The sequence below is a fragment of the Bacillus cereus group sp. MG16 genome (assembly GCF_040459875.1).
GTDB lineage: Bacteria > Bacillota > Bacilli > Bacillales > Bacillaceae_G > Bacillus_A > Bacillus_A paranthracis.
The window spans coordinates 2053672-2066696 of sequence record NZ_JARVHE010000001.1 but is presented as its reverse complement, the minus strand read 5'-3'; the positions used below and the strand labels follow the sequence as shown (position 1 = coordinate 2066696).

Below are 13025 nucleotides of genomic sequence, written 5' to 3'. Positions count from 1 at the left end.
CCATTTACTTCACAAGTAAATGGCTATTTCCTCTTATATATTAGAATACTTCTTATTCATTACATATCGCACATACTCAGGTGCACTTTTATCAATCTCTTCATCACTTAGTTTATATTCTGCACCATATAAATAAAATGAAGGTATAAATTCCATACCTGTATATAAGCAAGTAGCTTGGAATGGTTTCGTCAACTCATCCATCGTAATTCCGCTATTTTCATAATCTTTTTCTAATCCACCTATAGAAACTGCTACACCAAACTCTTTTCCCTTCACTTTATCCCCTTTTGATCCGTATGCAAATCCATATGTTAATACATCATCAAACCATTTTTTTAATAATGGCGGTGTGCTGTACCAGTAAAGCGGAAATTGAAATATATATCTGTCATGTTCTACTAATAACTTTTGCTCTTCTTCAATATTAAACTCCCAGTTTGGTGCCACTTTATATAATTCATGCACCGTAATTTCATCTGAATGTTTCTCAAGTTCTTCTGTCCATCTTTTATTAATTTTTGATTTTTCAATATGAGGGTGTGCTACAATTACAAGTGTTCTCATCATTTTCCATCCCCTTTATAAATGAATCAATCCTTTACATATTAGTATGAATGCATTACATATAATTGAAAAGTACGTACTTTCAGGTGCTATAGGAACCTTGAGGTACCTTTGGAGGTGTTATATGAATCAAAATGATAACTGTCCAATTGCAACGACGCTCGATGTAATCGGTGGAAAATGGAAAGTTCATATTTTATGTGTTTTGATGGATGGAAAAATGCGAACAAATGAAATCCGACGAGAAATCCCAAACATTACGCAAAAAGTTCTGACTCAACAACTTCGGCAACTTGAAGCTGATGGGATTATCCATCGTACTGTATATCAAGAAGTACCACCAAAGGTTGAGTACACAATAAGCGAATACGGGAAATCTTTAATGCAAATTATGAATGAACTATTTGAATGGGGAAAAGATCATCAGCTCAAAAGATTACATGACTAAAAAGGCACTATATACTTTGTTTAATCCTCAATGTTTATATTTTGTGTTTTTATAAATTTTATTTTTATCGTTTTTGGGCTAACTTGTTTTCTTAGATTGATGGACGTGACCCCACATCCATCAATCTAAAAAGATATAATTAGAAAAATGAGATTTCTATACAATTTCGCATATAAACACTACTTCTACCTCATTAAACACTTGCCCGACTTTTTCTAATCTCAATTGTACGTAAACTATAAAGGAGCACACCTAAACCGAGAATTTTTTCGTTATTAGACGCATTAGAACCTAAGGTAATAGTAGGTACATTTAAACCCATAAACCTTTCACTCCATTCTATAGGCATATATCCCTGCTTACCAATTACTAATGTACGTCCATCTATTGTACGGAGAGTACTTTGAATAAAATCAAACTCAACTTCTACATCTGACAATTTTGTGGCTTTATCTGTCATCAAAGTACCTCGTATCATAGTAAATCCTTGTATCATTTTTTCTTTAAACATACCAATTGTAAAAAACGCTATTCTCTCTATAAAAGCATAGGAAAGAATAGCGTTTCTTATTTTGAAATAGACGTCAGCATTTAAACTAAACATGCTAATATTGATTTTGTACGATTGTCAGTTACTTCATAATAAATTTCTAATCCTTTCCGAGTACCTGTAACCATTTTAGCAGCTTTTAATTTAGATAAATGTTGACTAATTGTACTTTGAGGCATTTGTAAATCCCCATACATTGTTGTTACATTAGTGGGACCTTTTGCAAGCATTATTTTTACTAAGGATAAACGAACAGGATGTGCCAATACCTTTAGTACTTCAGAGATTTCTTCAAACATTTCTTTTTGTTCTTTCATCTTATTTTCCCCTTTTATATACATATTTATGTTATCCATATATATAATTCGAAGGTATGTACGATTTTATGTCCGTCATTTTAAAAAAATATAAAAAAACTTTTTTCCGAAACTAAAGGAGTATCTTAACATAATGTCTCACTATCAGTACCCTTATAGATACAGACGTATCTACTCTACACTCAGCTCACTAAAATCAATGAAAAAGAGAGCAGATAACCTGCTCTCTTAAGATGCCTCCTTATGTTCCGTAGAATGTTCTACACTTCCCACTCTCTTTAGCTTATTCCAACCTACCGCTATTCCTCGAATCGATGAGAATATAGATTTAACGACAACATAAGTCATAAATTGACGATAAATAAAGCGTTGTAAAATTAACCATACTAATGGTTTCGGATTCTCTTCCTCTAATTTAAATGCAAATAGAGATGCGAGAAGATCCATTAAAAAGAATACAAAATAAAATCCTAAAACTTTTAGCGGATCACTACTAAATAACCCCATAATCATTAATATATCTGCAAAAGGAGCAATGAATTGCAGAACATATTGGAATAACCACATGTTAGGCAATGCAATAAACCCTAACGTTTTATGCTTTGAATTACATAACGCTTTTCGATGTTTCCAAAGACATTGGAGTGTACCATATGACCAACGATATCGCTGTTTAATGAGACTTTTCACATCTTCAGGTGACTCCGTAAAAGCATACGCTTTTTCTTCATATACAATTCTATGTCCTTGACGTAAAAATGTAATAGTAAGATCCGTATCTTCTGCTAATGTATCTTCGCTTAAATATCCAGATTCAACAACATTCTTCTTACGCCATGCCCCGATAGCTCCTGGAACGACTGTAATACAATTTAACTCATCAAAAGCTCTGCGTTCTAAATTAAACCCTGTAATATATTCAACATGTTGCCAAGTAGTTAACAAGTTTCGTCTATTCCCCACTTTGACATTACCTGAAACTGCTGCTACATTTTGATCTTCAAAGTGTCTAACCATGAGAGAAATGGCGTCTTGCGCAATAATAGTATCCGCATCTAAAGTGACAATGATCTCTCCTCGCGATTGTTGAAACCCTAAGTTCATTGCCGATGATTTCCCGCCGTTTTCTTTCTGAATGAAACGAACTTTAGGGTGTTTATAAAATGTTTCTTGCATTACTTTTGACGTACCATCTGTTGATCCGTCATCCACAACAATAACTTCAAATTCTCCATACTTACTATCCAAAATTGAGCGAATCGTCTTAGCTATCACCTTTTCTTCATTATATGCTGCTATGACAACACTAACAAAAGGTTGATAGGACGAATGAATAGTGCGAGATAGCGTTTTTCTTTTCTGCTTCCATGCAAAATAAATTAAGAATAAGAATCGAAAAATCCCTAATCCAATAGCGATATAAAAAATAGTTGTTAATATATGTTTAAAGTATCCCGCCCCTGAAAAGACAGCTTTATTGTAAAGTAAATACTGCTCACCCTCAGAAGAAACTGGGGGCATAATTTCATCACGTTCTTTATTCATTAAATCTGAAATTGTTACAAAACTATATCCATGCTTTTTAAGCTCTTTAATAATGATCGGCAACGCCTCTACCGTATGGGTACGATTCCCTCCCGCATCATGGAGAAGAATAATATTTCCCTCTCCCTTATAAACGGGATTAAGAGCACGCTTTACTAATTCATTTGTTGATGGTGTTGCCCAGTCCTCAGGATCCACTTTTTCTGCTACCATTGTATAGTTCATATTTTGTGCCCGTAAAATAGGCAATATTTCATTTGAGGAATCCGGGTTAGCATCCGCTTCGTATGGTGGCCTAAACAAAACTGTAGAATGCCCAGTTATTTCCTGGATCAGACGTTGCGTCGTATTAAGTTCTACTTTTGTTCGTAGTAAAGACGTATCAGCTACGTTAGGATGCTTGAAAGTATGATTGCCAATTTCATGCCCTTCATCGTATATTCTTTTCACAATACTAGGATTTAGTTGTGCGTTTTCACCAAGGACAAAAAAAGCAGCTTTTATTTTATTCTCTTTTAATATATCTAAGATTTCCGGCGTATATTTCGGGTCTGGTCCATCATCAAATGTTAGTACTACTTGTTTCCCTTTCGGTTTTCCATATCGTTGCACTTCGTATGCAGATGGTAAGGATTGATATACTTCATCTGTAAGATAACCATCTTTACCTACTTTAAAATCTCTCAATCCATTTTGCTTTTCATTCTCAATCTGTAAAATTTCACCTTGTCCAGAATAATTCACTTCATCTAAACTAGTGATTTTATGTAATACATCAGGATTTTTTTGTGCCTCAATCGGATTTTTTAAAACTTTCCATATTGTAGGATCTTCTGCTCCTAATCGCCATAACGCAAACCCCTTTGCATTGTTGTCCATTGCGATTTTCACTTGATTATAGAGAGTAACGCCGTCTAAGAACCAAGCAGTATGTTCTTTATCTCCTGTTTTATATCTAAAATAAGGATTTCCACTCATCTTATCCCATTGAATATTCATATCTGAATTATGAGCCATTACCATAACTTCTGAAAAAGTTAAAGATTTCGCCGGTTCCTTACTATTTACTTTCCAATCATATCCATAGTTACCGAAAGCAACTATAAGTTTATTAGACGGAATATTCAGTTCTTTCAATGTATGTTGAAACCATTTATTTGAAGCAATTGGTCCTGGCTCTCCTGCTCCATAGTGCTCATCGTACATCATTACAATCATTCGATCTATTATTTTTGCTAACGCACTATAATCAAAAGCCTTATCATTAGCTGGAACATCTTGTGTAACGAGCAAATCATGTTTATGAAAGACCGTAGTAAGTTCTTTCATAAAATTTGTTAAGTTTTCTCTATCACTTTCAGGTACAGCCTCAAAGTCAATATTAATACCCGCAAATCGATTCTTTTCAACTTGCTTTACTAAATCATTTATAAACTTTGTCTTTACATCATTTGAGGAATTCAGCAACTTATGAATTAGCCCACTATCCGGACCAGAAGCTTCCTCAGTATAGTTAGTTAGTAAAGGCATAATTTTCACTTGATTTTTTTCTGCTAACTTTACTATCTCAGGTTTTATCTCACTTCTAATCGTTAAATCTGCTTTTAAATGATACCACTCTGGTACTAGCGTGGTTAATGAATCGATATTTTCTTTTAAAGAAGCGGTACTATTTTCATCCCAGTTTACATAAAAACCATACACTTCTTTACGTTGTTTACTATCCTTCGGCGAATTCACCAAATTTTTATTATCCTTCGTTTCGGTATTTGGTTTAAACTCTTCCTTCTTTAACTGCTGATCACTAAGTTTTTGATTAATTGGTACAAGTTTATTATCTTGTTGTACAGCGGTATTCATATTTGGAATTTCTGGTGTTGAAAAAATACTTTGAAAGAAAAAATAAAATACAACACTTACGCTAACTATTGAGATACATAGAAACGAAATAAAAGCTATGTTTCTTCTTCCTTTCGGATCATAAAAAACAGGTTTTACTTTATCTTTCTCTTGTTGAATGTTTTTCTCCATTATATTTTTCACATACTCCTTCTTAATAGAACTATAAAATAATAAAGTGCAACTTTAAGCAGCTCAACTCCCACCTAACTTCTTTTCCCTAGCCAAATTTTGAGATGGGAGTTTTACTGCCCGCAATAGTGAGATAACTCCTTTTCACTTTAAAATGAATCTCCCACTTCTATATTTCTATTGATTCTTCTTTTCATTCCCTTGCTGGTGGCCTCTATTCTCTTGTTGAGATCCCCTACCATTGTTTCCTTGCTCGTTTCCAACATTTTCTTTTTGGGATCCTCTTCCATTGTCACCTTGCTGATTCCCATTGTTTCCTTGGGGTACTCTTCCGTTGTTTCCTTGCTGGTGCCCATTATTTCCTTGGGACCCTCTTCCGTTGTTTCCTTGCTGATTCCCATTATTTCCTTGGGACCCTCTCCCGTTATTTCCTTGCTGATTCCCATTATTCCCTTGCGATCCTCTTCCATTGTTCTCTTGCTGGTGTCCATTATTCCCTTGCGATCCTCTTCCGTTGTTTCCTTGCTGATTTCCATTATTCCCTTGTTGGGATTCTCGACCGTTGTTTCCTTGCTGATTCCCATTATTTCCTTGTTGGGATTCCCTACCGTTATTCTCCTGCTGATTCCCCCTATTTTCTTGCTGAGATCCTCTACCATTGTTTTCTTTTATTTGCTTCGTTGGCTGTTCCTCTATTTTCTTTTGTTCTTTATGCTCTGGCTTCTCATATTTTTTGTCTTTTACAGAAGACAAATCTGGCGCTACATCAGCAGATGAATCCGGCTGCGATTGCCTCTCTTCTTCGTTTTCCACCGGATTAGACGGCGTGGCGGGCGGCGTAACCGATTTGTTCTTCTCATTCTCTTGCTTTATATAGACACCTGTGCCCATTCCAGCTTTTCTAGCATTCTCTCGTACTTGCATCGTGCTATTTTGATATTCGACTGTAATATGTTTTAGCTCATATTCTTTCTTTAATTCTTTCATTACCTTTTCCAACTTCGGTTCTAGCAACTTATCCTTTGCAATAGCGGTTAGCATAACTTGCTTATCATTCGTTAAATACTTATCCTCTTGACTCTGCTTTATAATTGTACGTATTACTTCTTGCAATTGTTTATTTTCCCATTGCTTTAATTCTTTTAAAATACGCCTTCCATCATCATTACAAGCTTGTAAATCTATAACGCGAAGATCCTTCGTTACGCTCACTTCTAAACTTGGATTTATATCAACTGAGACGTAAGCGAATACTTTTTCTTCCGGTTGGTTGTAGAAAAATAACAGCGCACATAGAAAACAAGCAACAAGTAATGATGCCGGCTTTAAGAAATAAGGGATTGAAAAACGCGATACTTTTTGTTCTTGCTCATCAAATGAAATTTCCTCTCCAATCATGCAAGAATCCCCTTTTCTTTTACACGAAATAAACTCTCCATTTGGCGTTAAAACAACTACGCTATGTTTTTTTATATCCATCACAATTCCTTTATTCATCATGCTTCCCTCCCCTTATATAATCAAGAATGTATGTATAGTTGTTTGCGAAGATAATACACATTGCAATGATATATTTTCTATGCCGCTCCAACGTTTTACGACTTACCCTAACACGCGGTTCAATATGTTTAAGCGGTAACTTTTTCTTCCGGAACAGCTCCTCCATCATTTCCTCTTCTTTTATAATCATCTTTACAATTTCTATTAAGTGTTCACGCGTATCACGATGCTTAGGAGATTCTTTAGCAAGCTCTGAAAATGTGATTTTAAACTCAGCTAACACACTTTGAAAATGGAGAATTTCTTCCTTACGGTTATCATTTTCTATTTCCTTCATATACTCCGTAAGCGATACTTGCATTTCTAACATTTCCTCTTGCTCATCTTCTTTTAAAAAGACAAGGTTATGCTTAGACTCCTTGCGTATATAGTCAATTACATCTCTTTTTATAAGAAGATCAGCAAACGCTAGAAAAGATTTCCCTTTTTTATATGAATACTGTTCAATTGCTTCGTTAAACGCAAACAATCCAATACTATATTCATCATCCTGTTCTGTAATATATCGGCGGCAGACAGACGAGATTGATTTTCTAATAAACGGCTGATACTGTACGATAAAAGCTTCTTTATCTTCTTCATTATTTTGTATGTTACATACGATATCTTCTATTTTCGGTTTTCTTAAGATCTTCATTACTAAACTCAACACGGGTAATCTCTCTCCCTCCTTCTGCTTGAAATAGAAAAATGGTCACTAAACAAGTGACCATTCAACCACAGTTTCTTTAGGCTTGTCTTCTTGTTGTTCATATTTTTCAAAGCCAACTTTTCTATCGTTCTTACAGTTAGGCTTACATTTCACTCTACTTTCTTATTTTCTTCCGCTTGTTTTGCTTGCTCTGTTTCTATTTTATCTGCAATCCTTGAATAACTCTTCTCTATATCATTGGTAATTTCACCCTTTTATTTCGGATGCCCCACTTAATCTAGTAATTTTATTAACACGTCAATATTCTTTCATAATCAATTTTCTTCTATTTATTTTCTTCACTATACATATTCGGAGGAATACAAAGTTTTATGGGGGTCAAAAAATATTTTTATAAAAAAATAGATATTTATTTCAAAAATAAAAACCATTGATTTGAAAAAGGACTAATCAAATTGATGGTTTTCTTATCATATCTATTAAATTAAGTTAGGCTCTCATTATGTATAAGAAAATCTGCTGTTCTCCCTATTTCCTGCCGCTTTTCTCCATCGTTATCTTTCTTGATTATCATAATATGTCTTATCTGCATATTTTTGATCATTTCCTTTTAGATAAGCTAATATTACTTTTGGATTTTTAAGTAAAGCCCAGTCTCCATATGTATCAAATCTTCTGCATGAAGTTATCATGCCATTTTTAATGGTACCAAATTTCTTATTATTTCGTTTTCCCCATTCTTTTAACCGTTTCGCGAAATCTGCATCTTCTGCCATAAGCATGTTTTCATTAAATCCGTTAATTGCCATAAAATCTTTTCTATAACACCAAAAAATCCCCACAGATATAGCTCCGTACTTAAAAAGTAAGGGAATTATAATTAGAATTGCAGAAAAGAATATTCCAAAAGACATTCTTTCGAACTTCCCATTCACCCCACCACCAATATATTTACCTGAAGATAAATATTTATCTACATTAGATAACAAAGACTCTGTCATTATCGTATCAGCATCTATAGTAACGATTATTTCTCCACTAGCTATTTCTGCCCCTGCATTTCGGATTTTAGATAAGTTTTTATCTTCATTTTTTAATGTAATACAATCATAAGATTTTGCTATTTCCTCTGTTTTATCTGTGCAACGATTTAAAACAACTATAACTTCCGTTTGCTCTTTATATGCTTCTGATGCTTTTGCAATTGAATCCAAACATTTTCTAATGTATTTTTCTTCATTATGTGCAGGGATTATAATAGAAAACTTCACATCCTTTTGTAAATTCCTTCCTGAAAATTCGTTTATTTCAGTCATGATATCCCCCCTTATTTTAGATAAATATATGTTATACATAACATATATTAAAATTGATTAAGTTTTATTATAAAAAGAGTACTTAAAACAATATAGACATATTATTTTAATTGTAATAGGGCTACTATTAAGCTAACAAAACAAAAATTGACGTTGTATGAGCTTAACTTGTTTGCGAAGTGTTGGTCCCCTATAAAAAAAACCACAGTTTACACCCAAACTGTGGAATGTCAACACTAGACTGGACAATTTTTATAAGGTCTGTTTCTTATATTCCACTGGCGTTAAATAGCCTAGTGTTCCGTGAATTCGAATGTTGTTAAACCAATGAACATAATCATCAAGTTCAAGAGCGAGCTGTTCAAGAGAAGCGAAGTGTGCTCCGTTTGCGAATTCTGTTTTAAACACTTTGAACATCGCTTCGGCCACAGCGTTATCGTAGGGGCAGCCCTTCATACTTAATGATCGTTGAATTCTGAATGTTTCTAAAGCCTCTGAAATCAGTTTATTATCAAACTCTTTTCCTCGGTCTGTATGAAACATCTTGATGTTATGTAAATTTCCTTTAATACTCGCTAATGCTTTATACACAAGGTCTGCTGTCTTATTTGGACCAGCACTGTAACCTATAATTTCTCGGTTGAAAAGGTCCACAAATAAGCATACATAGTGCCATTTTTTTTCAACACGGACGTATGTTAAATCACTGACAACTACAGCTAATTGCTCTTCTTGTTTAAACTGACGTTGTAACTCATTTTTGATTGGTGCTTCATTACAGGTTTGTTTATACGGCTTGTATTGTGACACCGTATAATTTGATACAAGTCCTAATTGTTTCATAATTCGACCGATTCGACGTCTAGAAACGACCATCTTCTGTTTCTTTAATTCTACTTTGAGTTTACGAGTACCATAGTTACTACGGCTTTCTTTAAAGAGTCGTTCTATTTCGTTGGAAAGCTCAACGTCTTCTTTTTCATGTGCGTCTTGTTCACGCGGCTTGGCGTGATAGTAGTAGGTACTTTTGGCGATGTTAAGGACGTTACACATTGCTGATACTGAATATTTGTGAGTGTTATTTCGGATCACATCTATTTTCGTCCCATGATCAGCGCTGCTTGCTTTAAAATGTCATTCTCCATCATTAAACGTTGATTTTCTTTACGTAATCTGATTAACTCATTTTCTTCTTCTGTCCGATTTTCTTTAGCAGTAAATGTCCCAGTTTCTTGATGATTCTTAATCCAGCGATCCAACGCAGAAGGCGTTATTTCATATTCTCGACAGATATCTGCACGGGACTTTCCATTTCCATATAGCTTTACTAATTGAAGTTTAAATTCTGGTGTAAAAGTTCGACGTTGACGTGACATAGTAGCACGCTCCCTTAGGTTAGTATGTTAAGTCTACTAGCCCTTATAGTATCTGTCCAACTTAGTGTAGCCGATTCAGTATGCAGATGAAAAAGAAACGGAAAATGTATAGCTTCTTATTTACATAAAAGAAAGAGGGAGCTCCCCTCTTTCTTTTAAATCATCCCTTTTAATATCAATCCTAAAACTGACATTATTATCGTACTAATAATAATACCCAAAATCCAAGTTGTGTTTGTACTTATTTTTTCTAATTGCTTATTAATTGTTGCTATGTCTTTCTCATTAATAGTGGTACGCGTTTCTAAAGCACGAATGTCTCTCATAATTTCTTTTTGGTCGGCCTTGAGACTGTCAATTTTAGCATAAACATCTTCCATATATTCACACCCTCTGTTCATCTTAATAGAAAAATCTATATATATTATGAGACAACCCTCTTACCGGTGAATACATTCCGTATATGTGCGCACCAAATTATTTGCAAAATCTAATTATGTTTCCATTCTTCTATATTAAAATTAGCGTTAGGATAAATTAAATATAGAAAAGGAATCCCTTGTTTATGTAACAGTAAACAAGGTGCTCTCCAGCATACGAGAGCACCTAAGATAATTTCTATTGTTTTCATCACCATTTTCATGTTTACTAACTCAATATAGTCAGTATGATTTCTACTTTGTTAGCTGCTTAATGTATACTAATAGTAATACGAAATAGTTCCATTGATAAACTCTCTAGAACAATAAATATACTGGCAGAAACAGACCTATACCCAATATTTTTTCCAGTAACATGAATGGTTATTTCTAATAAATGCGTTTGTATACCATTGTTTTCAAAAATACCATCCTCAATCTTTACAATATCTGCTTCACAATCTACTTCTTTAAAAGTTTTCATTAATTTTCTTTCCAATAAACTACAATCAAAGTTCTCATCTTTTATTACAGCAAATTTAACCTTCATATCGATTTCCCCATTTTTAACAAACTAAAATCATTAAATCTATATAAATATATATTATTCTATTAAATAATTCAAAATATATGTTTCTTATAAACCATTACTAAATTCCAGTTCTAAGGCTTTATATAAAAAAGAAAACAAATAAAGTGAAATTCTAATCATTAAGAGGGGTATCTATCCCCCACTAATTGTTTAGTTGAACTAACCAGACATTTACAAGATTAAAAAATTACTCTTTCAATCGCTAAACTAATTAATATATAATCCCCCTGTTTTCAGTGGCTCAAATTTTTTCATTTTTAATTCATGGATTCTGAGAACTTTTTGCTTTAATATTAATTAGTCGCTTCTTAAATTCTGTAATATTGGAAATAACTATATAGTGAAACAAATTAACTATTAGGAGTGCTATTGATGTTTGATATACTTCGTCTCTTAATTTTTTTTCTCATTGCTATCTTTTTATTTTTCTCCATAATAATGGAATTTAAAAAACCTCAAAAAAGTGTATTTTGGTTTTCGATTGAAGTCTTATCTCTTCTAGGAATTGTAATGCTTTTTAAAGATTTTTTATCAAAAATATAACTTAACCCACGAATAATCACGTGTTTCAAATACGATATCTTTATCTGTTGAACGACCTTATCTCTCGTTAAAAAATCTTGTTTTCACCCTATTTCTTAACAAGGGCTCTAGCCTTAAGTTGTCTTTTCTTTATAAAAAATAGCCTGCCTATTTCTGTAGGCGGGCTATATCTTTATTACACCATACAAAAAGTATACTCTCTTCTCCACTCTAACTTTATGTAATGATATAGATTCTAAATAAATTATTATCTTTTCTATATTCTTATCATTGATTTTTTGTTCATAAATTCGTAACACATATATATAAGTTTTCATGCTAAAATTAGTTTATTCAAAAGAAATTATTCTTAATGAACCGATAATTTTTAATACCCTGTTTTAAAGCCTCGCCCCCCTGCGAGGCTTTTTCCTATTTAACTTGAATAGTAGTTATCAACCGTTACTATGCTGCTACACATTCCTATCTTTAGTTATTCAGCATCAGCACACGTAAATTTCTTTCCTGCATCATTTGATTTACAAATTTTATTTATCGATTTTTCGGTTATCTTTTCACTTTCACTAGAAACTTGATCTAAATCCATTCGAAATATTTGTTTTGGATTCTCTTTTGAATTCCCTTCAATATGAATTGTACGATCGGACATCTCAGCCGTGAAGCTGCTAGATGTAGTTATCATTTTCACTCCATTATTTTCACCTACATAGCGTTCAACTACTTTTTCAGCTTCTTTAAGTTGCTGAGATGTAGGATACGGGATCGATTCCGCTAAAGTGACTACACCTACTAAATAAGTAATATACAAACCACCTGCAATTAAGATAACTTTCTTTACTGTTTTATGAATCATGCTCTAACTCCCTTTTCTTATTTTATTATTAAAATATATAATTTTCCTAATTTCTATCAATTTCTTTTTAATACATAACATTCGTTTTACATTTCATAAAAAGCACCTCTCTTACTAATTTTCAATTTGATAATACCATGTTGTTTATCGTTTTTCAATAAATAATTATTGTATTACATTATTTATTTACTGTTTTTGTTTAAAATAATGATAAAACCAAATAACTTTCTTATAAAATTCTTATTCTAGTAAGAAA

The 13025-nt window shown here is 33.1% G+C and carries 11 protein-coding genes and 1 pseudogene; 1 reads left to right on the top strand and 11 read right to left on the bottom strand.

The genetic code is table 11. The features are described 5' to 3' along the window. Positions 1-33 precede the first annotated feature (33 nt). A complete protein-coding gene (locus tag QCI73_RS10600; RefSeq protein ID WP_041184936.1) occupies positions 34-567 on the bottom strand; it encodes an NAD(P)H-dependent oxidoreductase in 534 nt (177 codons plus the stop codon). Between the two features lie 124 nt (positions 568-691). Here QCI73_RS10600 and QCI73_RS10595 point away from each other — a divergent pair, with 124 nt between their 5' ends. Next, complete coding sequence (locus tag QCI73_RS10595) at positions 692-1015, top strand: winged helix-turn-helix transcriptional regulator (protein ID WP_001072984.1); 324 nt, start codon at positions 692-694, stop codon at positions 1013-1015. Positions 1016-1208: 193 nt separating this feature from the next. Here the strand turns inward: QCI73_RS10595 and QCI73_RS10590 are convergent. The 10 genes and pseudogenes from QCI73_RS10590 to QCI73_RS10545 form a co-directional block, all read right to left on the bottom strand. Beyond that, positions 1209-1532 (bottom strand): annotated as a pseudogene (locus tag QCI73_RS10590) (hypothetical protein); the annotation flags it as partial. 74 nt (positions 1533-1606) lie between these two features. Continuing rightward, complete coding sequence (locus tag QCI73_RS10585) at positions 1607-1882, bottom strand: ArsR/SmtB family transcription factor (RefSeq protein WP_000662958.1); 276 nt, start codon at positions 1880-1882, stop codon at positions 1607-1609. Positions 1883-2110: 228 nt separating this feature from the next. Further along, positions 2111-5458: a trifunctional glycoside hydrolase family 18/polysaccharide deacetylase/glycosyltransferase family 2 protein gene (locus QCI73_RS10580; protein ID WP_353824101.1), complete on the bottom strand. Its 3348-nt coding sequence runs from the start codon at positions 5456-5458 to the stop codon at positions 2111-2113. Between the two features lie 177 nt (positions 5459-5635). After that, entirely contained in the window at positions 5636-6958 is a 1323-nt protein-coding gene (gene rsgI / locus QCI73_RS10575) for an anti-sigma-I factor RsgI (RefSeq protein WP_353822870.1), read from the bottom strand. Continuing rightward, a complete protein-coding gene (sigI, locus tag QCI73_RS10570) occupies positions 6948-7670 on the bottom strand; it encodes an RNA polymerase sigma factor SigI (RefSeq protein WP_033704180.1) in 723 nt (240 codons plus the stop codon). Before sigI ends, rsgI begins: the two co-directional genes overlap by 11 nt. 554 nt (positions 7671-8224) lie before the next feature. Continuing rightward, positions 8225-8986 (bottom strand): glycosyltransferase family 2 protein, encoded by a 762-nt coding sequence (locus QCI73_RS10565; RefSeq protein ID WP_353822869.1) that lies wholly within the window; start codon positions 8984-8986, stop codon positions 8225-8227. Between the two features lie 252 nt (positions 8987-9238). Next, positions 9239-10362, bottom strand: a protein-coding gene (locus tag QCI73_RS10560; RefSeq protein WP_085964333.1) for an IS3 family transposase whose coding sequence is annotated in 2 segments (ribosomal slippage) — positions 9239-10116 and positions 10116-10362 — 1125 coding nt in all. Because the reading frame shifts where the segments join, the coding sequence is not laid out codon by codon here. Positions 10363-10517: 155 nt separating this feature from the next. Further along, positions 10518-10742 carry a hemolysin XhlA family protein gene (locus QCI73_RS10555; protein WP_353822868.1) on the bottom strand — a complete coding sequence of 75 codons (225 nt, stop codon included), beginning with the start codon at positions 10740-10742 and terminating at the stop codon, positions 10518-10520. A gap of 310 nt (positions 10743-11052) precedes the next feature. Beyond that, on the bottom strand, positions 11053-11331 hold the full coding sequence (locus tag QCI73_RS10550; RefSeq protein ID WP_000865001.1) for a hypothetical protein: 279 nt from the start codon (positions 11329-11331) through the stop codon (positions 11053-11055). A gap of 1057 nt (positions 11332-12388) precedes the next feature. After that, entirely contained in the window at positions 12389-12769 is a 381-nt protein-coding gene (locus QCI73_RS10545; RefSeq protein ID WP_353822867.1) for a hypothetical protein, read from the bottom strand. Positions 12770-13025: the final 256 nt, after the last annotated feature.